18 protein-coding genes are annotated in these 20716 nt (G+C 69.8%); 9 read left to right on the top strand and 9 right to left on the bottom strand.

Annotated features, from left to right (window positions below; translation table 11 throughout):
- Window positions 1-132 precede the first annotated feature (132 nt).
- The 4 genes from AB0M01_RS24135 (at window position 133) to AB0M01_RS24120 (ending at window position 3419) form a co-directional block, all read left to right on the top strand.
- Window positions 133-744, top strand: a complete 612-nt coding sequence (locus AB0M01_RS24135; RefSeq protein WP_363673087.1) for a hypothetical protein — start codon at window positions 133-135, stop codon at window positions 742-744.
- Window positions 745-749: 5 nt separating this feature from the next.
- On the top strand, window positions 750-1448 hold the full coding sequence (gene cseB, locus AB0M01_RS24130; RefSeq protein ID WP_363673085.1) for a two-component system response regulator CseB: 699 nt from the start codon (window positions 750-752) through the stop codon (window positions 1446-1448).
- A 202-nt stretch (window positions 1449-1650) separates the two neighbouring features.
- Window positions 1651-2919, top strand: coding sequence for a HAMP domain-containing sensor histidine kinase (locus AB0M01_RS24125; RefSeq protein ID WP_363673083.1), 1269 nt, complete (start codon window positions 1651-1653; stop codon window positions 2917-2919).
- An 83-nt stretch (window positions 2920-3002) separates the two neighbouring features.
- Window positions 3003-3419, top strand: a complete 417-nt coding sequence (locus AB0M01_RS24120) for a hypothetical protein (RefSeq protein WP_363673081.1) — start codon at window positions 3003-3005, stop codon at window positions 3417-3419.
- Between the two features lie 54 nt (window positions 3420-3473).
- Here the strand turns inward: AB0M01_RS24120 and AB0M01_RS24115 are convergent, their stop codons facing one another.
- The 3 genes from AB0M01_RS24115 to AB0M01_RS24105 all read right to left on the bottom strand — a co-directional run bounded on the left by AB0M01_RS24115 (window position 3474) and on the right by AB0M01_RS24105 (window position 9418).
- Window positions 3474-7262, bottom strand: coding sequence for an endo-alpha-N-acetylgalactosaminidase family protein (locus AB0M01_RS24115; protein WP_363673079.1), 3789 nt, complete (start codon window positions 7260-7262; stop codon window positions 3474-3476).
- Between the two features lie 96 nt (window positions 7263-7358).
- Window positions 7359-8564 carry a fumarylacetoacetase gene (gene fahA / locus AB0M01_RS24110; protein ID WP_363673077.1) on the bottom strand — a complete coding sequence of 402 codons (1206 nt, stop codon included), beginning with the start codon at window positions 8562-8564 and terminating at the stop codon, window positions 7359-7361.
- Window positions 8561-9418 (bottom strand): hypothetical protein, encoded by an 858-nt coding sequence (locus AB0M01_RS24105; protein WP_363673075.1) that lies wholly within the window; start codon window positions 9416-9418, stop codon window positions 8561-8563. Before AB0M01_RS24105 ends, fahA begins: the two co-directional genes overlap by 4 nt.
- A 73-nt stretch (window positions 9419-9491) precedes the next feature.
- Here AB0M01_RS24105 and AB0M01_RS24100 point away from each other — a divergent pair, with 73 nt between their 5' ends.
- Both AB0M01_RS24100 and AB0M01_RS24095 read left to right on the top strand, forming a co-directional pair.
- Complete coding sequence (locus tag AB0M01_RS24100) at window positions 9492-10688, top strand: homogentisate 1,2-dioxygenase domain-containing protein (protein WP_363673483.1); 1197 nt, start codon at window positions 9492-9494, stop codon at window positions 10686-10688.
- A gap of 710 nt (window positions 10689-11398) precedes the next feature.
- Window positions 11399-12064, top strand: coding sequence for a hypothetical protein (locus tag AB0M01_RS24095; protein WP_363673073.1), 666 nt, complete (start codon window positions 11399-11401; stop codon window positions 12062-12064).
- 128 nt (window positions 12065-12192) lie between these two features.
- On the opposite strand, the gene AB0M01_RS24090 is transcribed toward AB0M01_RS24095, so the two are convergent.
- Window positions 12193-12762 carry a hypothetical protein gene (locus AB0M01_RS24090; protein WP_363673071.1) on the bottom strand — a complete coding sequence of 190 codons (570 nt, stop codon included), beginning with the start codon at window positions 12760-12762 and terminating at the stop codon, window positions 12193-12195.
- Between the two features lie 27 nt (window positions 12763-12789).
- Window positions 12790-13632, bottom strand: a complete 843-nt coding sequence (locus tag AB0M01_RS24085; protein WP_363673069.1) for a sigma factor — start codon at window positions 13630-13632, stop codon at window positions 12790-12792.
- A gap of 127 nt (window positions 13633-13759) precedes the next feature.
- Here AB0M01_RS24085 and AB0M01_RS24080 point away from each other — a divergent pair, with 127 nt between their 5' ends.
- Window positions 13760-14386 carry a hypothetical protein gene (locus AB0M01_RS24080; protein ID WP_363673067.1) on the top strand — a complete coding sequence of 209 codons (627 nt, stop codon included), beginning with the start codon at window positions 13760-13762 and terminating at the stop codon, window positions 14384-14386.
- A 6-nt stretch (window positions 14387-14392) separates the two neighbouring features.
- On the opposite strand, the gene AB0M01_RS24075 is transcribed toward AB0M01_RS24080, so the two are convergent.
- A complete protein-coding gene (locus AB0M01_RS24075) occupies window positions 14393-15190 on the bottom strand; it encodes a polysaccharide deacetylase family protein (RefSeq protein ID WP_363673065.1) in 798 nt (265 codons plus the stop codon).
- Between the two features lie 103 nt (window positions 15191-15293).
- Between AB0M01_RS24075 and AB0M01_RS24070 the strand changes: the two genes are divergently transcribed.
- On the top strand, window positions 15294-17150 hold the full coding sequence (locus AB0M01_RS24070; RefSeq protein WP_363673063.1) for a 5'-nucleotidase C-terminal domain-containing protein: 1857 nt from the start codon (window positions 15294-15296) through the stop codon (window positions 17148-17150).
- A gap of 17 nt (window positions 17151-17167) precedes the next feature.
- On the opposite strand, the gene AB0M01_RS24065 is transcribed toward AB0M01_RS24070, so the two are convergent.
- Complete coding sequence (locus AB0M01_RS24065; protein WP_363673061.1) at window positions 17168-18169, bottom strand: zinc-binding dehydrogenase; 1002 nt, start codon at window positions 18167-18169, stop codon at window positions 17168-17170.
- Between the two features lie 82 nt (window positions 18170-18251).
- Between AB0M01_RS24065 and AB0M01_RS24060 the strand changes: the two genes are divergently transcribed.
- Entirely contained in the window at window positions 18252-18905 is a 654-nt protein-coding gene (locus AB0M01_RS24060; RefSeq protein ID WP_363673059.1) for a TetR family transcriptional regulator, read from the top strand.
- On the opposite strand, the gene AB0M01_RS24055 is transcribed toward AB0M01_RS24060, so the two are convergent.
- Window positions 18896-19123: a PLD nuclease N-terminal domain-containing protein gene (locus AB0M01_RS24055; protein WP_363673057.1), complete on the bottom strand. Its 228-nt coding sequence runs from the start codon at window positions 19121-19123 to the stop codon at window positions 18896-18898. The two genes, AB0M01_RS24060 and AB0M01_RS24055, sit on opposite strands and share 10 nt — an antisense overlap.
- Window positions 19120-20613 (bottom strand): M1 family metallopeptidase, encoded by a 1494-nt coding sequence (locus tag AB0M01_RS24050; protein WP_363673055.1) that lies wholly within the window; start codon window positions 20611-20613, stop codon window positions 19120-19122. The genes AB0M01_RS24055 and AB0M01_RS24050 overlap by 4 nt, the downstream gene beginning before the upstream one ends.
- Window positions 20614-20716: the final 103 nt, after the last annotated feature.

Below are 20716 nucleotides of genomic sequence, written 5' to 3'. Positions count from 1 at the left end.
CAACCGCAACGGAACTGCCGAGGCCACTGGACGATTGTGGCCACCGGTTGTGACGTCGGGGCCGCACTATGGAAGTTAGCTGTCGGAATCACGGGGGAAATCAGTCGGTGAGGCGTAATCAGGAGGCGACCCATGCGAACTAGGCAGATGCTGCCGGGTGCGCTGGCCGTGGTCGCCCTGGTGCTGAGCGCCGGCTGCGCGAACGGCACCGGCCTGCGCGTCGAGGGTGCGGAGCCCGCGCCCAGTACGTCGTCGCCCGCGCCGTCGACCAAGACCACGAACGGGTTCGGCCCGCAGTCGCCGGACGCGCGCAAGACGCCGCCGGTGACGGTCAGCCTCGGCCAGGTCCGGCTGAAGCTGCTGGCCGACAAGAAGCTGGAACCCTACTTCCGCACCCTCCTGGTCCGCTGCACCGTGGTGGAGCGCTGCATGAGCCGCGGCCCCACCGTGAACGTCACCAAGGCGGAGTACCCGCAGCTCGTCGTCTACATCCACCTGGACCAGGACTTCCGGTACGGCGCGGTCCTGATGGCCGCCGAGCCGACCGGCCCGCGCCGGATTTGGGGTCTGCGGGCCGATCAGGTCAAGATCAGTGCCAGCCGGAGCGGGGACCTCGTCGTGGAGTCCGGAGTCTTCGCGACCACCGACCGAGTTTGCTGCCCGTCTGTAACCCGGCTGCAGGTCTACCGTTGGAATGGTCGGCAGATGTTGTTGGAGAGCTCGCAGGACCAAAAGGGAGACTGAACTCAGTGGTACCGGAAGAACCGGCAGCGCGCATCCTGATGGTCGAGGACGACGCGGTGATCCGTGAGGCGACCCAGTTGACCCTCGAGCGGCACGGCTACGACGTCACCACGGCCGAGGACGGCCTGGAGGCGATCGAGAGCTTCGAGAAGATCCACCCGGACGCCGTGATGCTGGACATCATGCTGCCCGGCTTGGACGGCATCTCGGTGTGCCGCCGGATCCGCGAGACCAGCCTGGTCCCGATCGTGATGGTCTCCGCGCGCGGCGACGCGCTGGACGTCGTCCTGGGGCTGGAGGCGGGCGCCGACGACTACGTCACCAAGCCGTTCGACACCCAGGTCCTGGTGGCCCGGCTGCGCGCGGTGATGCGGCGTGCCGTCGTCGACCCGGAGCGGCCGAGCCCGTCGACCGGGGCCGGCGTCGAGTCGTTCGGCGACCTGGAGCTGGACCGCGAGGCCCTGGAGGTCCGCCGGGGCGGCAGCACCGTCCAGCTGACGCCGACCGAGCTCAAGCTGCTGATCGAGTTCGCGAACAACCCGGGCGTGGTGCTCAGCCGCAGCACGCTGCTGCAGCGGGTCTGGGACTACGAGTGGGGTGGCGACGGCCGTCTGGTCGACGTACACCTGCAGCGGCTGCGCACGAAGATCGGCGCCGACCGCATCGAGACGGTCAGAGGATTCGGTTACAAGCTCCGGGCGTGACGAGGGGGTGTCTCCCGGCTCCCCGCCTACTGCGCGGCACTCGGCACGGCATCTCGCTGCACGGGAGCCAAGCTCACGATGCTTCGCATCGCAGCGCTCGTCTCCCGCACAGCGAGCTACCGCGCCGAGCACCTGCTCGCTACGGCGGGGAACCGGGAGACACCCCCTCCACCACACCTGACCTCGAGGACGGAGGAATCCCGTGGGGTTGCGGAGCAAGCTCGGCCTGATCTTCCTGCTGGTCTCCTCGCTGGCGATCCTGGTGCTCTGCGTGGCGGTCTACACGCAGGCCGAGTCGTCGCGGCTGGACCGGACCCGCGGGCTGGCCGACGAGCGGATCAAGGCGGCCGCGGACACCTACAACCTCAACGAGGTCGAGGTGCTCGGGTCGCAGCTGGACGACCCGGCGGTCCCGGCGCAGCTGCTGGAGGCGGTCCGCGAGGGCAAGCGGGCCACCTTCAAGACCGGGTCGCCGAACCCGAAGATGTGGGCCGCGGTCGGCGTCAAGGGCGGCAAGGTGCTGTCGATCGTCCAGGACTACGACAACGAGGACGCCTCGATGCGCGCGCTCCGGCGCGCCCTCATCATCGGTGGGATGGGCACCGTCGCGATGGTCGCGCTGGTCAGCGTGGTCGCGGCCGGCAGCCTGTCGAAACGGATCGTCGCCGTGGCCGGTACGGCGCGGCGGATCGCCGGTGGTGAGCTGGACGCGTCGGCGGTCGAGACGATCAGCAAACGCGACGGCAAGGTCAGCAGCCGGAACAAGGACGAGGTGCGCGCGCTCGCGACGGCGATCGACTCGATGGCCAGCTCGCTGCGCGGACAGCTGGAGGCCGAGCGCCGCTTCACCGCCGACGTCGCGCACGACCTCCGTACTCCGGTGACCGGGCTGCTGACGGCGGCCGAGCTGCTCCCGCCGAGCCGGCCGAGCGAGCTGGTCCGGGACCGGGCCAAGGTGCTGCGCGGACTGGTCGAGGACCTGCTGGAGATCGCGCGGTTCGACTCCGGGGTCGAGCAGGCCGATCTGGAGCACATCGGCCTCGGCGCGTTCGTCGCGTCCGCGGTCGGTCGGCTGCGGATGCAGCAGGCGATCGCGCCGGACAGTGTCGTCGTACGGCTGGACGGGCCGGAGGCGACGGTCTCGACCGATTCCCGCCGGGTGGAGCGGATCCTGGCCAACCTGATCGTGAACGGCCTGCGGCACGGCCGGCCGCCGATCGAGGTGACCGTGCACGGCCGGACCGTCGAGGTGGTCGACCACGGCACCGGGTACCCCGAGGAACTGATTGCCGAGGGCCCCCGTCGGTTCCGGTCCGGGATGGCCGAGCGCGGTGCCGGGCACGGCCTCGGGCTGACCATCGCCGCCGGGCACGCCAAGGTGCTCGGTGCGGAGCTGACCTTCGGGGCGGCGCCGACCGGCGGTGCGCTGGCCCGGCTGGTGCTGCCGCCGACACCTGAGACGGATTCTTAACACAACTTCTGCCGCGGGGCCGGCGTCTCCTGTGGTGTCGGGTTCACCGGAACCCGTTCCATACGAGGGGAAACCAGAAGATCATGCGCGTTCGTTCTCAGCTCGTCCGTCGTTCCGTCGCCGTGCTGGCCGGCCTCACCGTCGCCGGTGGAGCTGTTGCCCTGAGCACCGTTCAGGCCCAGGCCGCGGAGACCGGCACCCACGCCTCGGCGGCCGTCGCGGCCGCGCCGACGATCAGCATCAAGTCCGACAAGACCACCGCGAAGGCGTGGGCCAAGGTCTCCTTCACCGGCAAGACCACCGGCATCGCCGCCAACACCGCGGTCCAGGTCCAGCGGCTGGAGAACGGCAAGTGGGTCAACTTCCCGGCCACCACCAAGGTGACCTCGAAGGCCACCTACTCGGTGTGGGTGCAGAGCGGCCGCGTCGGCGTCAACAAGTTCCGCGTGGTCACCGCCAAGGCCGCCAGCGCCGCGGTGAGCGTGAACGTCACCAAGTGATTCACCAACAGCGGCACCACCTCTCGGGGGAGAGGTGGTGCCGCTGTCGTCGTACTAGTGAGTGCCGTAGACGTTCAGCTCGGCGGCGGAGCCGAAGACCGCGCCGTTGAGCGAGCTGGTGCCGACGAACTTCACGTACCGGCCTTCCTTGGCCGGGAACTCCAGCTTCTGAAGCGCTGTGCTGTTCGGGAACTCACCGGTCTTCACCGGCGTACCCCAGTTCTGGCCGTCGGTGCTGACGTACAGCTCGTAGCCCTTGAACATCCCGTTGGTCCCGCTCTGCCGCGGCAGGTAGCTGAAGCCGTCCACCGCGTACGCCGACCCGAGGTCGAGCGTGATGTGGTGCGGGAACGTCGCCGGGGTCGGGACCTCGGACCAGGCCGAGTGCCACAGCGTGGACGGGTTGCCGTCGAGCGCGTCGACGGCCGGGCCGCCGGTGGCGACGTCCTCGCTGGAGACGTCGGCGACCTTGATCCGCGACTGCGGGACGATGCCCGGCGGGAGCAGGGTCGCCTCCGCCGCGGTGGTCGCGCGGCCGCCGCTCGCGGTCAGCGGATACTTGCCCTCCGGCGTACCGGAGGGCGGGGTGACCGCGAACGTCGTGCTCACCTCGGTGCCTGCGGCAACCGATGCATGGGTCGCCGGGGTGGTGGCCTCCACGGTCCAGCCCTCGGGGGCCTGCAGGGCCAGGGTGATGTTCTGCGCGGCGACCGTGTCGTTGTTGGTGAAGGTCGCGGTGACGTTGTTGGCCTCGCCGGAGACCAGGCCGTTGACACCGGTGATCGCCAGCGACGTGCAGTCGGCGGCCTCCGACGACTTGCCGAGATCTTGGACGGCGAAGTTGTCCATCACGAAGTCCGCCTGGTCGCCGCCGCTGGACAGCTTGCGCAGGCCGACCCAGTAGTCGCCGCCGCAGCCGGCCACGAACTCCTGGTTGAACGTCGCCTTCGTCCGCTGCGCGCCGATCGGAGTGGACTTCACCTCGACCGAGGCCGGACGGTCGACGCCCTGGACCCAGGTGTACTGCCCGGCCTGGCCGCTCGCGTAGTCGAAGCTCACCTTGTACTTGTGGCCGGGCGTGAACGGGACCGTCGCGGGCGTCGTCCGGTAGACCACGCCCTCGTTCTCCTCGTGCGACTTCAGCGACCACTCGCCGTCGAGCACGTCGTCGACGAGCTTGCCGTTCCAGCCGGCCTGCGTGTACGGCGCGTGCTTGCGGGCGAGCACGGTCCGCGGGTCGGTCGTGCCGCCCGCGTCACCCTTAACGAACGGTCCCCAGCCCTGGTCGACGTTCTCGAAGTCGTCGACCAGCCCGGCGGCCGGTCGCTTGGTCTCCACGACGCGGACGTCGTCGACCCGGACCCTGGCCGAGCCCGCGGCCGCGGCGATGGTCAGGTCCGTGCTGTTGCCGGTGGCATCGAAGACGACGCGGACGCGCTGGTAGTAGGCGCCGCTCTTGTCGTCCGAGGCGACCCGGTTCTGAGTGGTCGAGCGGGTGATCGAGTTGCTGACCCCGCCCGCGCTGATCGTCGTACGGCGTGACTTGCCCGGCTCGACCTCGATCCAGGCCGAGGCGCTGTAGGTCTTGCCGCGGGTCAGGCCGGTGATCCGCTGCTTGAGCGCGGTCGGCTCCGGACCCAGTACGGCGACGTGCTGACCGTTGCCGAGGGCGTCGATCTTGGCGTACCCGGTCGGGCTCCAGGCCTTCAGGTCGCCGGCGTTGAAGCCGGGGTCCTTGAGGTGGCTGCCCTCGCCCCAGTTCGCGGCGGGCTGCTGCGGCGCCTTGTCGGGGTACAGGACGTACGGCTGGCCGGGCTCGGCGTCGAGGGTGACGACGCCCTTGCGGACCGGAGCCGTGGTGACCTTCACGCGACCGGTGTCGGTCAGCTTGTAGACGGTGAACTTGGTGGTGCTCGCCAGCGCGGCCGGGACCCGCCACGCGGTCAGGCCGCCGCCGGGGTTGTAGTGGTAGAGCTTCTTGCTGCCGTCCCAGGGGAGCAGGTACTTGTCGCCGTCGAGGACCTTGGCGTCGCCGACGTACAGGGCCTTCTTGCCGTTCTCGACCGCGCCGCGGACGCCGCCGGTGAAGCGGATGTCGCCGGCGTTCCAGTCGGTGATCTTCTGCTGCTGGAGGAACTTGGCGGGGAGGTTGTGCTGCCAGATGTTGGCGTAGAACTTGTTCCAGTCGGTCTCACCGGTCCAGCCCTCGAACTCGACCAGCGAGCTCTGGCCGAGGATCGGGTCGGAGTTCCAGACGTCCTTCTCGTGGTTGCGGACGAACCGGATGATCTGGCTGTTCAGGCCCTTGTTCGTCGCGCCGCCGTAGTCGAGGTCGTTGGCCCAGTGCGACCACAGCGAGGTGCGCTCGTGCCGGTCGGCCCACTCGGTGGCGATCTGCCAGCCCTGGCCGGCGAGCTGCCGGGTCAGGCCGTCGGCCAGCCAGCCGGACTGGTAGTAGACGTCGATGTACAGCTCCTGCAGGTTCTGGTCGGTCTCGTCGCGGAGCTGCTGGAACCGCTTCACGATGTTGCCGGAGGCAAGATCCGGGCGCTGTTTGATGTAGTAGCTCTGGTTCAGCCAGTTCCAGCCCTTGCTGGACTTGTCGACCAGGTCCTCGCTGAACGCGTTCGCCTCGGGGTACGACTCGGTCGCGTTGACGTGGACGCCGAACGCGGCGTTCCAGCCCTTGCCCTTCTTCAGCAACGTGTTCAGGTCGGCGAGGCCGCCGGCGCGGGTGTTGTAGTTGCCGCCGTAGTCCGGGTGTGCCGAGTCGTGGCCCTCCGAGCCGTAGCCCTTGAGCAGCGCCATCTGGCCGAGCCCGTCGGTGGCCAGCGAGATCCGCTTCACGTCATCGAGGGTGCGCAGGAACGGGTGCGTGGCCTGGCTGGCGAAGTTGAACGGGATGTGCGTGACCACCCGGTCCTTGACCAGGTCACCGCCCTTCGGCTCGGTCATGATCTGCCGGAAAGCGACGGCGCCGTCCTGCCAGTCGACGGTCTTGTCCTTGTTCGCGTCCGGGGTGACGACGACCTTGGCCCAGGGCAGCGGCTCGGTGTACGGCGAGGTGTCGGCGCGGTAGGTCCACTGGCCGCTCCAGACGCCGACGCGGGTGCTGCCGTCGGCGCTCTTGCGCGCGCGGTGCCAGAACCGGGCGCCGTCGTCGGAGGTCGCGCCGGACGGCTTGTCGTACGTCGAGTTGGACTCGATCCCAGCGGCCAGACCGGCGGTGTTCACGAACGCGTACGACGCTCCGGTGGGCGCGGTCTCGGCGGGAGTGGCGGCGGTGACCGGGGTGATCTTGTCGGCGGTGCGGGTGGAGTCGGGGTCGAGGGTGGTGAACGCGGTGGTCGCGCCGGCTTCGGTGCTGGCGACCGAGACGAGGTCGTGGTCGGGGATGTCGATGGTGCCGACGCGGGTGGTCGCGGTGTCGCGGACCGCGTCGATGGCGAAGGTGGTGACGCGGCCGGTGAGCGCGAGGCTGGTGTCGAGCTCGACGCCGGGGAGGTCGTCGAAAGTCAGCTGGTAGGTCGCTTTGTTGCTGCTGACGGTGGGCGGGCTGCTCAGGTGAGCCTTCCGCGGTGTGCCGTTGATGGTGATCGTCGAGATCGCGTCGGGCTGACCGCCGAGCGTGCGCCCGGTGGCGTTGTCGGCGTACTGGACGACTCTCGGGAAGTCGTCGGCGACGGTGACGGTCAGCTCGGGCGACGAGATAAGCAACCGACCGGTCGGTTGCTCAGGGGATCGACTGGCGGCGCCGGCGGGCGGCGCGGCGAGGACCGCGGCGGTGAGCGCCGCGGTCAGCGCGAGAGCGGCGGTAGCGGCCGCTGGACGAATGGGAATCACGAGCGCACTCCTCGGACGACGGGCGGGTCGTCGAGGATTCTGTGCTCAAGATCGAGCAGTAGTCAAGAGAAACGAACAGCTATGAACAGCTTTTGTTCAGTTTCGCGCAGGAGCGATCCTTCCGGAGACCTCGCCGAGGCCGATCCGGCGCCCGTCCGCGGCCGTCGCCCAGCCCGTGATCGTCACCTCGTCACCGTCCTCGAGGAACGTCCGCTCCTCGCCGTTCACCGTGACCGGCTCCCGCCCGCCCCAGCTGAGCTCGATGAACGATCCGCGCTGGTCCTTTTCCGGCCCGCTGACCGTCCCCGACGCGAACAGATCGCCGGTCCGCACCGAGGCGCCGTTGACCGAAAGATGCGCGAGCATTTGCGCCGGCGACCAGTACATCCCCCGGTACGGCGGGCTGCTGACCAGCTGCCCGTTCCAGCGCACCTCGAACGTGATGTCGGGATTCGTCAGGCGCTCGCTCGCCAGGTACGGCAGCACCGGCGGGTCCTGCTGCGCGAGCGGAACCGCCGCGTCCTTCAGCGCCTCCAGCGACACCACCCACGGCGAGATCGACGTCGCGAACGACTTGCCGAGGAACGGCCCGAGCGGCACGTACTCCCAGGCCTGCAGGTCGCGCGCCGACCAGTCGTTGACCAGCACCAGGCCGTACACGTGCTCCTCGAACGCGTCCACGCCGACCGCCTCACCGAGCGCGGACGGCGTACCGACGACGAAGCCGAGCTCGACCTCGATGTCGAGCCGCTGCGACGGCCCGTACGACGGCACCGTCTCGGTCGGTGGTTTGCGCTGTCCCGAAGGGCGGACGATGTCGGTGCCGCTGGCAACGACCGTGCCGGCCCGGCCGTGGTAGCCGACCGGGAGGTGCTTCCAGTTCGGCAGCAGGGGTTCGGAATCGGGGCGGAACAGACGGCCGAGGTTGGTCGCGTGCACCTCGGAGGCGTAGAAGTCGACGTAGTCGGCGACCTCGAACGGCAGCAGCATCGTGACCGTGTCACGCGGCACCAGGTGCGGCTCGACGGCGTCGCGGTTGTTCTCGTTGCCGACCAGGTCGAGCAGCCACCCGCGGGTCGCCGTCCAGGCCGGGCGGCCGAGCGCGAGGAAGGCGTTCAGCGTCGGCTGGTTGAACAGCTGCGACCCGTCCAGCATCTGCGCCGACGCGACCGGCGCCAGGTCGATCAGGTGGTCGCCGATCGCGGCGCCGATCCGCGGCTCCTCGTCGTCGAGCCGGAACACCCCGAGCGGCAGGTTGTCCGCGCCGAACGGCGTACCAGCGGGCAGGTCGATCCAGGTCACAGTGCCTCCGGGGCGATGAGTCCGAGCGTCTTCAGGTCTTCGTACGGCTCGGTGATGCTGCAGGACCCGTACGACGTGAACCAGCGGCGGGCACTCTCGGCCTGCTGGTCGGTCAGGGCCTGGGCCTGAGTGGCGAGTTTGCTGCCGTCGCGCTCGTCGAGCAGCGCCTGCAGGTCGTCGAAGCTGGCACCGTCGAGCGAGGCGCGGGTGGCGAGCAGCACGTTGAGGAAGCCGTGGTGCTCGAAACCGGTGTCCGGCGCGGTGTGCCGGACGGCGTTGTGCACGCCGGCGGTGCACTTGAACGCGACCTCGCGGTCGAGGCAGGCGGTGATGAACGCGGCGACCTGACCCGAGGTCGGGAACAGTGCCGCGTCGAGGCCGCCGGTGCGGAGCTTGGCGGCGTACCCGGCGTCGGCGACGACGTCGAGCGCGCGCTCCCACGCGCCGTCCAGGCCGATCTCGACGAACGCGTTCTCGTCGTCGAGGCAGTCGTCGCAGGCGCGGACGACGCGCAGCGCGTTGCGGGACAGGTCGTCCTCGTCGCGGAGGCGGACCTCGACCGCCTGGACGGTGAGATCGGGGGAGCGGTCGCCGTACCGGACCGCGGGCTCGATGCCGCCGGCGCCGCCGGTGATCACCACTGAGACTTTGAGCGGTGTTTCACCTGCTCTGGCTGCTTCGGCGACCTTCATCAGGTCCTCGTCGGAGGTGACGAAGGCGCCGACCAGATCGGCGTACTCGGCGCTCTTGTGCGCCCGGTGCGCGGGCACGGCGTCGAGCAGCGGCAGGTTCCCCGGCGGGAACATCGAAGCGTCGTCGACCAGGTGCCGGAACAGCGCGGGGACGGTTGACATGGCCCCGAGCCTAACGGATGCTTTCGGTGAGCGGACACATGCGTCCGATAAACGTACTCTGGATGGGATGATCATGGCGCACTACCGGCAGGTCGGGCAGGTCCCGCCGAAGCGGCACACCCAGTTCCGCAAGCCGGACGGCGGCCTGTACTACGAGGAGCTGATGGGCGAGGAGGGCTTCTCGTCCGACTCGTCGCTGCTGTACCACGCCGGCGTCCCGTCCGCGATCGTCGACAGCCAGGTCTGGGACCTCCCCGACCTCGCGACCGTCGCCAACCACCCGCTCACGCCTCGGCACCTGAAACTGCACGACCTCTTCGCCTCGGCGGCCGGCTTGAATGTCGTCGAGCACCGCCGCCTCGTCCTCGGCAACGGCGACGTCCGCATCTCGTACGCCGTGGCCGCCGAGCCCTCGCCGTACTACCGCAACGCGATCGGCGACGAGTGCGTGTACGTCGAGAAGGGCTCCGCGACGGTCGAGACCGTCTTCGGGGTGCTCGAGGCGCGCGAGGGCGACTACGTGCTGATCCCGCGCGCGACGACGCACAGGTGGCTGCCCGGTCCGTCTGGTGTGCACGCCTACTGCATCGAGGCCAACAGCCACATCGCGCCGCTGAAGCGCTACCTGTCGAGGTACGGCCAGTTCCTCGAGCACGCGCCGTACTGCGAACGCGACCTCGTCACGCCGTCCGCTGTTCATGTTGTCGAGGGCACTGATGTCGAGGTCCTGGTCAAGCACCGAGGCAACGGTCCTTCCGGCATCGTCGGCTCCCGGATGACCTACGCCACCCACCCCTTCGACGTCGTCGGCTGGGACGGCTGCCTCTACCCGTACACCTTCAACGTCAGCGACTTCGAACCCATCACCGGCCGCATCCACCAGCCGCCCCCGGTCCACCAGGTCTTCGAAGGCCACAACTTCGTCATCTGCAACTTCGTCCCCCGCAAGGTCGACTACCACCCGCTGTCGGTCCCCGTCCCCTACTACCACTCCAACGTCGACTCCGACGAAGTCATGTTCTACTGCGGCGGCGACTACGAAGCCCGCAAGGGCTCAGGCATCGGCCTAGGCTCCATCTCACTCCACCCCGGCGGCTACGCCCACGGCCCCCAGCCGTCGGCCATCGAGGCCTCTTTGGGCGCCGAATCCTTCGAAGAACTCGCGGTCATGGTCGACACCTTCCGACCTCTCGAGCTAGGCGAAGCCGGCCGCGCGGTCGACGACGGCGTCTACGCCTGGACCTGGTCCGGCCGCCGCCTCGGGGGGTGATGCTTCCATCCCACGCGGGCTCCTCCGCTCGCTACGGTGCCTGCTCCCGCCGCCCTTTGGGTGCGCGGCTGGCGCCGCGTGCGGCGGGCTTGCGCCCGCGGTGCGCGCTGACGCGCTGGGCCCAATTACCGCGCGGTGCACGCTGACGCGCGGAGCATGCGCTGCGGCGCGAGGTTTGCGCTACTGCGCCGAGTACGAGCTTCGCGTGAGGTACGCGCTGACAAGGCTGCGCATGCCGCTGGCGCCCGCGCGCGGTTGGCGTGCTTCGCGGCTCGCAACTGGATCGCGGCCGCCAACCTGTAGGACGAGGTGGAGCCGGCGACATGGGCGGTGTGCTTGGCGCGGCTCCCGTCGTACGCAGCGGCCTTTCACCAGAGGCCGCAGCTCCACCAGAGCCGGCACCGGCTACTGTGCCGTCGGCAGACAGCCGGTCTGCGGAGTGCTTTCAGGGGTGGACGATGCGTCGATTCGCGGCTGGCGTGGCAGCTGCTGCGGTAGTGCTGGCATCAGCTGCATGTGATCCAGCGCAGGAGTCTGTGCCGCAGCCGGACGCGGTACAGGCGACCGGCAGTGTGTGCGACCGCGTGCGGCCAACGCTGCCCGGCGATTGGAGAGCTGAGGATCAGGCGCCCACCGCGACTCCGCTGTCGGACGTCTGTTGGCTCACGGATGCCGCTGACGAAAGCAACCGGTACCGGATCTTGGTCTCCGTGCTGCCTGTTTCCGCGCAGGATGCCGCGGAGCTGCGCGCGGACGAAGCGAGCCGGGTGAAGGAGCAGTTCACGGCCCAGCCCGTTGACGGTGGAGTCGGTCTGGACTCTTGGTCGGTCAACCCGGTCTCGGCCGGCCCGTGGCTGGTGTTCCGCAGTGGTGACAGGCTCGTGAAGGTCGGCCAGAACCGTCGCGGTGACGAGCAGTTGGAGGCGGTGAAGGCGGTCGCCAGGACGGTCGACAGTCTGCCGGGAGGGATCCGGCCGGCGCCGGCCGCTCGCCGCGAGGCGAAGTGCGAGCGCGGTACGGCGGCCGCCGAGGCGCTGCTGGGCGCGAAGGCGGCGGCTCGGCGTGACGAGATCGTCGATGGACTCGTCACCTGTCGGTGGGGCACGCTCCGCAAGGCCGTCGTCGTCGAAGGCGGTGGGCCGGACTCGGACGCGGCCGCGGCCTTCAGGAACCTGAAGAGCGCCGCGCAAGACAGCCGCCTCGGGAACAAGCGGGTCGCCGTCGGCGCGGAGGGCTGGCAGCAGGACAACGGCTTCCTGGCGTACAAGGTCGACGAGAAGACCTTCGTCACCGTGGACCCGTACCCGTTGTCACCCGCCGAGTCCGCGAGCATCCTCGCGTTGGCCAGAGCGATCAGACCGGCGTACGCGGGCTGAATCAGGTGAGGGCGATCAAGAGTCGCGACACCCACCACTGACCAACCCCCGCGGCAAGCGGATTCAGCAGGCTTGCTGAGCGTGGAGAGACGCCCTCGGCGCTGCTTGGTCAGTGGTGGGTGTCGGCCTCAGGCCAGTGCGTCGGCGATCTCGAACGGGCTGCCGCACGACGGGCAGGTGGTTCGGCCGAAGAGGTGGCGGAGTTTGGGGGTGAGGGTTGGGTGGCCGTGGGTGGTGGTGAGGGTGAGGAGGCGCTCCTCCGGGCTAGGTGGGGCCGGGTCGGCGGGGGTGATCGGGGTGGTGGTGTTGGTGGTGAAGTCCGGGCCTTCGAGGGACAGGGTGAGGTTCTCGCCGCAGGCGGGGCAGGGGAGGACCAGTTCGCCGTCCGGGATGGTTTCCAGGTGGCGTTGCCAGACGCTGCCGTTCTCGAAGGACATCAGGGCCTGGAGGGCGTGGACGAACTCCGTTTCGTCGCCGGCCTCGGAGAGGTTGTATTCGGCGAGCTCTTGCAGTGCGGCGAGCTCGGCGGCGTACTGGCGACGGATCGCCTCGGTGGTGTCGGTTGAGGCGATGATCGTGGCGGCGAGATCGAGCGCAGGGATGTAGCCGGCCGGTGGGTGGGTGGTGGCGAGGGCTGTGAGGGCGGGGACGTCCTCGGCGGTGCCGTAGGCGTGGTGGAGTCGGGCCCAGTCGGTCATGAGGGGTGGTCCAAGCAGACGGGGCCCTCACTCGCTGATCTTGAGCTTCTCCGACGTTGCCAGTTCCGCCAGCTGCTCGGGCGTGAAGATCGGTGCGGTCAGTGCCGGGTACTTCGGGTTGTCGGACTTTCGCGACTGGGAGACGTGGACGACCGTGCCGTCGGGGTGGCGGTAGGCGGCCCACTGGTCGCCGGTCTTCGTGGTGAGGACGCCGACCTTCCGGCCGTTGACGTCGACGACCGTACAGGTGCCGGTGTCGGCGCGTTGGACGAGCTTGCACGGCGCGGTGGCGGGTTTGCCGTCGGGGGTGGTCGACCGGGCCAGGAGCGTGCCTACGCGGTTGGCCTGTTGAACGGGGATGAGGGCCCGGTACTCCCAGGAGTCCTGTTCGCCGTCGTTCGACGCGTACTGAGTCTGGGGCCAGCGCATCGCGCGGCCGTCGGGGTACTTCAGGTCGGGGGTGGTGAAGCCTCCGGGGACCATCGAGCTCAGGTCGTTCATCAGGGTGACCGAGCGGTCGGCGCGGGGGCCGGTGGTGGCGGTGCGGTCGGACTGGCCTTCGGGCCAGGGGTCGTTGGACTTTCGGGTCGTCGGCGCGGAACGTTCGTACGGCGTGGCGTCGACCGACTCGAGGCGGAACCAGCCCCGGCGCCGCTCGGACAGGAACGTCCGGATCAGCGTCTGGCGGGTGTAGTTGTCCATCGCCTCGTGCCGCTGGATCCGGCGCCAGACCAGGTAGAGCTTGGTGAAGGTCTGCTGCACCAGGTCCTCGGCGCGGTGCCAGTCGCCGCAGAGCAGGTACGCCGTACCGCGCAGGGCGTCGGAACGGGCCGCGAAGTACGCCTCGAAGGCGGCGTCCCGGTCACTCATCTGGGCTCCGATCGTTGTTCTCCTGGACAGTCGCGCCGGCGGGGGTGCATTTGGTTGCATCGGCGGCCGGTGCCGGTCGTGGAGGTGTCGGCGCGCGAGTGGGCCGGTGGCCTGGGAGGGTAGGGGGATGAGCGAGCAGGTTCCGGTGCAGGCGTTTGTGGTCGGCATCGATCGGGGGGCCGTGGAGGCGCGGCGGGTGCGGGTGCGGGACGGGCTGCGGCGGGGGGCCTGGGTGACCGGGGGGATCGGGGCCGTGGGCATCGGTGTGGCGGTGTACGCGCTGGTGGCGTTCCAGGGGTCGGGGATGTGGCCGTTCATGCTGTTGCTGATCGCGAGCATGGCGCCGCTGGTCGCGAGTGCGGTGCTGGCGTTGCGGCTGGTGCAGGAGCGGGAGCGGTGGTTCGCGACCAACGAGTTGCAGCCGGTCGCGATGCGGATGTCGCCGAAGGCGCTGGAGCTGGCCTGCGAGGGTGGTTCGTACGCCGTACTGCTGCCGTGGGAGTCGGTGCGCGGGTTCCAGCAGGTGAAGATCTTCGGGCAGTACGTGCTGGAGCTGCGCCTGCAGCGGGGTGTCGGCGCGACCACCGCGGGGGTCCGCGGGCTGGATCAGCCCGCGGTCCGGGTCGTGGTGAAGCCGCACCCGTTGCTGCGGCCGACCGGGATGTTCCCGGTGAACGCGCTCGACCAGCCGGTGCACCTGATCGACCAGGCGCTGCAGCACTTCTCCGGCGGCAAGACCGCCATCCTCAAGTAGCTAGAGCTAGCAGGGCAGCGAGCGGAACGCGTAGCCCTGCTCGGCGAGTTTGGTGAGCGCCTGGTCGAGCGCCGCGACGGTCTGCGACCGGTTGCCGCCGCCGTCGTGCATCAGGAAGATCGCGCCGGGCCGCGCGCCGCGGATCAAGGCCCGTTCGATGCGAGCCACGCCGGGTTTCTCCCAGTCCCGCGTGTCGACGTCCCAGAGCACCTGGTGCTGCCCGTACGACGACGCGACCGCCGCGACGTGCGCGTTGGTGTCGCGGAACGGCGGCCGGAAGCACTTCGACCTCACGCCGGTCGAGATCTCCTGCCGCAGCCGCGCGGGGGAGAGCTTGGTGAGCATCGGGTGGTCCCAGGTGTGGTTGCCGATCCGGTGGCCGGCCCGGCGGGTCGTCTCGACCAGCGCGGGGTGGGCGGCGGCTTCGCGGCCGAGGACGAAGAAGGTGGCCTGGGCGTGGTGCTTGGCCAGGACCGCGAGGACCTTCGGCGTGTACACGGGCTGCGGGCCGTCGTCGAAGGTCAGGTACAGCACCTTGCCGCCGGGCAGGCTCCACGGCCGCGGCGGCGTCACGCCGGTGCGCTGGTCGGTCCGGGGCATCGGCGGCTTCTTGACGCCGGCCTTCTTCCCACCGGGTTCCGCGGTCGGCAGCTGTACGGCGAGCGGCCCGTGCGCGGCGACGGTCCGCAGCGGCGGCGCGGCGACGGTGGCCGGGTGGTCGGAGGGCTGGGCGGCCTGGGCGAGGGCGGCCCCGAGGAGAACGGCAGCGGCGAGCAGCAACTTGCCGGGCGGCGGCACGGGCATGAGCGGCATCCTCTCGCAGTCCCCGGGCCATCCGGGGGTCATCACGGCGCGTGTCGCCCGTATCGTGGCGGGCGTTGTGACCAACGACGCGTGAGGCGGAGAGATGACGGACAACGGTGACCGGACGATGGGCAGGCGCACGATGATCTCGGGCGCGGCGGCGACCGCACTGGTGGCTGCGGGGTACCAGGCGGCACCGGCGTACGCCGGTGAGAAGAACGGGCACGGCCACAAGACCGTGCGGCTGAGCGTGCTCGGCACGACCGACCTGCACGGCAACGTCTTCAACTGGGACTACTTCAAGAACGCCGAGTACGACGACTCCGCGCACAACGACATCGGCCTGGCCAAGATCTCGACCCTGGTCAAGGCGGCCCGCGCCGAGATCGCGAAGGACCGGCGCCGCCCGGCCCCGCTGCTGCTCGACGCCGGCGACACCATCCAGGGCACGCCGCTGGCGTACTACTACGCGAAGATCGAGCCGATCACGGGTGGGCACGTGCACCCGATGGCCGCCGCGATGAACGCGATCGGGTACGACGCCGCCGCGCTCGGGAACCACGAGTTCAACTACGGCCTCGACATCCTGCGCAAGTTCCAGCGCCAGCTGCGGTTCCCGCTGCTCGGCGCGAACGCGCAGGACTGGACCACCGGGCTGCCGGTGTTCCCGCCGTACGTGCTCAAGCGGGTGCACGTCCCGGGCGCCGGCCGGCCGATCACGGTCGGCATCCTCGGCCTGACCAACCCCGGGATCGCGATCTGGGACAAGGCGACGGTCGAGAACAAGATCAAGTTCGGCGGCATCGTCGAGCTGGCCAAGTACTGGGTGCCGCGGGTGCGCCGCGCGGGCGCCGACGTCGTCATCGTGTCCGCGCACAGCGGCATCGACCTCAGTTCGTCGTACGGCGACGCGCTGCCGGTGCCGGAGAACGCGGCCGGACCGATGGCCGAGCAGGTCCCGGGCATCGACGCCGTCCTGGTCGGGCACGCGCACCAGGAGATCGCCGAGCGGTTCGTCACCAACAAGCAGACCGGCGAGCAGGTCGTGCTCGTCGAGCCGCTGAAGTGGGGGATGCGGCTGGCGCAGATCGACCTCGACCTGCAGCAGCAGCGCGGGCGGTGGAAGGTCGTCGCGCGGCACAGCCAGGTGCTGAACGCCAACACGGTCGCCGCCGACCCGAAGGTGGTCCGGCTGCTGCAGAAGGACCACGACCAGGTCGTCGAGTACGTGAACTCCAAGATCGGTACCTGTACGACGGCGATGTCGGCCGCGACGGCGCCCTGGGAGGACACCGCCGCGCTCGACTTCGTGAACTTCGTCCAGGCCGACGCGGTGTCGAAGGCGATCGCCGGTACGCCGGAGGCTTCGCTGCCGGTGCTCGCGATCGCGGCGCCGTTCAACCGCGCCGCGGCGATCCCGGCCGGGGACGTGTCGGTCCGCGACGTCGCCGGGCTGTACATCTTCGACAACACGCTGCTCGCGGTGAAGATGACCGGCGCGCAGGTGCAGGAGTACCTGGAGTTCAGCGCGCAGTACTTCAAGCAGGTCAGCGGCACCGGGCCGTTCACCCCCGACCAGGTGACGAACGCCCCGACCCCGACCGCGCCGAGCGGCACGCCCGACTACAACTACGACATCCTTGGCGGGCTCACCAAGCCGCTGGTCTACCGGATCGACATCGCCAAGCCGGTCGGCTCGCGGATCACCGGCCTGTCGTACGACGGTGCGCCGGTGGCCGCGGACCAGGAGTTCGTCGTTGCCGTCAACAACTACCGCCAGTCGGGCGGCGGCAATTTCCCGCACGTCTCGAAGGCACCGGTGCTGTACAACCAGCAGGTCGAGATCCGGCAGCTGATGATCGACTACGTGACCGCGACGGGCTCGGTCGACCCGGCCGTGTTCGCGACGACGGACTGGGCGCTGGTCTCGAACGGCGCGCCGATCGTCGTCACGGCGTGAGCTGATCCGCCGCCGGTTCACGGCGTCAGCAGGAGCCGGCCGCCCACCCCGCCTTTCTCCAGGCGGCGGTGGGCCTCGGCGGCGTCGGCCAATGGGAGGGTGTGGGTCCGGAGCGGTAGCAGGCCTTCCTGTACGGCGCGCAGCGCCTCAGCCGCTGCCGCGGGGATCTCGTCCTGCCTGGTCGAGAGGTAGAGGCCGGCGTTGAAGCCGCGCAGCGCGAGGTTCTTCAGCCACAGCTCGTTGGTCGGCACGGTGTGCGCCCAGTCGTCGCTGCCGTTGCCGACCAGGATCATCCGGCCCATCGGGGCCATCACCTGGAGGCTGTCGGTGCGTAGCTGGCCGCCGACCGGGTCGATCATGACGTCGAACAGCTGCCCGTCGAGTGCGGGGACGAAGTCGCTGGGGACCACTTGGTCGTAGGGCAGGCCATGGGCCTCGCCCGCGGAGGCGGGAGTGGCGTCGCTCGCCGCCGGCGCGCCGCGCGAGGTGCCGACGACCGCGGCGGCCCCCAGCAACCGGGCCATCCCTGGGAACGCCGACGCCAACCCGCCGTACGCGCCATGCACCAACAGGCTCTCACTCGGCTTGAAGTCCCCAGCCTGAGTCAGCGCAAGGTGCGCGATCACAGCATTCGGTACGGCGGCAACCGCGAGTGCCGGGTCGATCCCGGTCCCGTCGAGGCTGATCGCGTGCACCGCCGCGACGACGGCGATCGACGCATAACCGCCGGTCGGCCCGGAGCCGGCGAGCGTCACCACCGGCTCGCCGACGCGGAACCCGCTCACGCCTGGACCAACCGCCCGAACCGTCCCCGCGACCTCCAGCCCCGGCACGTACGGCGGCTGCGGCAGCCCCGGGCGGTCCTTCATCAACCCCTGCCGCAGGAACACGTCGATCAGCCCGACCGCGGCGTGGCTGACGTCGATGGCGATCTCGCCGGCCGCGGGAGCCGGGTCGGGCAGTTCGGTGAGCTCGAAGACCTCCGGGTCGCCGAAGCGGGTGACCAGTGCGGCGCGCATGAGTGCATCCTTCCGAGGGAGAGTTAACGCAATTAGCATGCGTTAACACCGTAACGCATGTCAATTGCGTTACCATCAGGGCATGCGTGCCCGATCACCCGAGGCCAAGCAGCAGCGCACCGAGGACCTGCTCGACGCCGCCGCCCGGCTCGCCGCCGACCTCGGTGGCGTCCGCCATCTCACCCTCGCCGCCGTGACCGAGGCGGCCGGGCTGCACCCGTCCGCCGTCCGCCGCTACTTCGCGAGCAAGGAAGAGCTGCTCCTGGAGCTGGCCGAACGCGGCTGGGAGGAGTGGCGCGACGTGGTCGCCGCTCGGCTGGAGCGCCCGCTAGCAGGCGAGGCGCCGACGCGAGGCGAGCTCACTCCGGCTGAGACCGCGGAGACGATCGCCTCGACGCTGGCCTCGATGCCGCTCTTCTGCGACTTGCTCACGCACGTCCCGCTCAGCCTCGAAGGCGACGTCGACCTCGAGCGCGCGCGCCGCTTCAAGACCCGCGCCTTCGCGGCGTACGACGAGATCGTGGAGCTGCTCACCGGCACGATGGCCGTCGAGCAGCTCCACGAGTTGATCGCCGCCGCGCTGGCGATGACCGCGAACTTCTGGCAGCTGTCCCACCCGACCGCGAGTCTCGCCGAGCTGTACCGGCAGGAGCCGCGGTGGGGTCATGTGGCGCTCGAGTTCGAGCCGAAGCTGACCAGGTTGCTGCAGGCAACAGCGCGCGGACTTCAGGCGTAGGCGCTGCGCTTCCCGGCCAGGAACCACAGCAGGCTTCCGATGAACGGCGCGACCACGATGAACACCAGCCAGACCAGCTTCATCCCGCCGGACTGCGGCGCGGTCAGCGAGCTCCACAGTGCGCCGAGGACGAGCAGCGCGTACGCCGCGATGATCGCGATGATCCCTGCGCCGCCGAGGACGCCGAGGGTGTCGTTGGACAGGGCGAAGCTGATCATTTCGGGGACTTCCAATCGGGATGGCCGGGCATCGCCGGCGTGGTCGGGGAGTAGAGCCAGGCATCGAAGTACGCCGTGAGGTCGCGTCCGGACACCTGGTTGGCGACCGCGACGTAGTCCGCCGTCGTGGCGACGCCGTCGCGGTAGCGGTCGTAGAAGGTCTGCTCGATGTGCCGGAACGTCGCGTCACCGACGAGCGTGTTGAGGCCGACGAGCATCAGCTGACCCGGTACGTCGGTGTCGAACAGCACCGACCCCGAGTTCTTCAGCCGCCCGGCCGGCCCGACCGAGGTGCGGGACTTCTGATCGGCTTCGTACAGACTCCGAAGCTCGGCGCCGAAGTCGATGAAGCCGCGGTCGGCGGCGTACTTGCGTTCGTAGTACCGCGCGTGGCCCTCGCTCAGCCACATGTCGTCCCAGTTGCCGATGGCAACGGAGTCGCCGAAGTACTGGTGGGCCATCTCGTGCACGAGGGTCGGTGCCTCGTCCTTGGGTGGCAGCGACAGGCCGGCGCCCAAGGTCGACAGGGTCGCGGTCTCCAGGGCGACGCCGTTGTAGCCGCTCATCAGGCCGAGGACGCCGTACTTCTCGTACGGGAACGGCCGGCCGATCTGCTCCCCGAGCCACGCCAGCTGCGCGGGGGTCTCGCGGGCGGTCAGTTCCATCGCGGCGGAGTAGTCCTTGCCGTCGGGAGCCTTCGCCAGCGTCACGTAGCTGCGGACCGGCAGCCCGTGCGGCCCCGCCTGCTTGATCTCGCGGAAGCGACCGACGGCGAGCGGCAGCACGTCGGGCTTGATCGGGTGGTCGGTCCGGTAGACCCAGGTGGTCTCGCCGCCGTGCTTGTACGACGCCAGCAGCCGGCCGGCCGACAGCGCGGTCCGGTCGCTCGGCGCGGTCAGGCGGACGGTGTAGCGGGCCTTGTCGCTCGGGTGGTTGTTCGACGGGAAGAACTGGTGGGCGCGGTTCGGCTGGCCCATCGTCGCGAAGCCGTCGGGGGTGTTCACCCAGGCCTCGATCGGCCAGTCGACACCCGGCGGGAGGTCGGTGCCGGGCGGCGCGGGGTTCTTCGAGCGGTCGGCGACGTAGTCGATCTTCACCGCGAAGTACGCGCCGCGTGGGACGGCGGCGGTGATGATCAGCTTCTCGTTCACGGGGTCGAGGCGGAACGCGGCCGTGCGGCCGTCGACGCGGACGGCCTTGATCTGCTGGGCGACCGAGTCGAGGTTGAACGACGAGAGAGTCTGCGTCGCGCGAGCGCGGATGGTCACGGATGCGGCCATCGTGGTCCGGTCGGGCTGGTAGCGCAGGCTCAGGTCGTAGTCCTGGACGTCGTAGCCGCCGTTGCCGAGGGTGGGAAAGAGTCGGTCGCCGATGCTGTGGGCGCCCGGAGCGCCCTGCGCTTCGGGGGAGGCGGCGACCGCTGTCGTGGCCGTCAGACTCAGCCCGATGGTTGCCGCCAGCAACGCCGTGGTGCGGTGAGGGGTGAACATGAGTTCACTCTGTCAGCCGGAGCGTTGGCTCCGCATCATCCGCGCGGGTGGAGCGATCCCCTACGGAAGTCGTAGCCAGTCGAGGTCGTTGGTCGCAGTACCG

The sequence above is a fragment of the Kribbella sp. NPDC051770 genome, assembly GCF_040681455.1.
Lineage (GTDB): Bacteria > Actinomycetota > Actinomycetes > Propionibacteriales > Kribbellaceae > Kribbella.
Note: the sequence above shows the minus strand (reverse complement) of the source record. Positions and strands in the feature narration are given on the sequence as shown.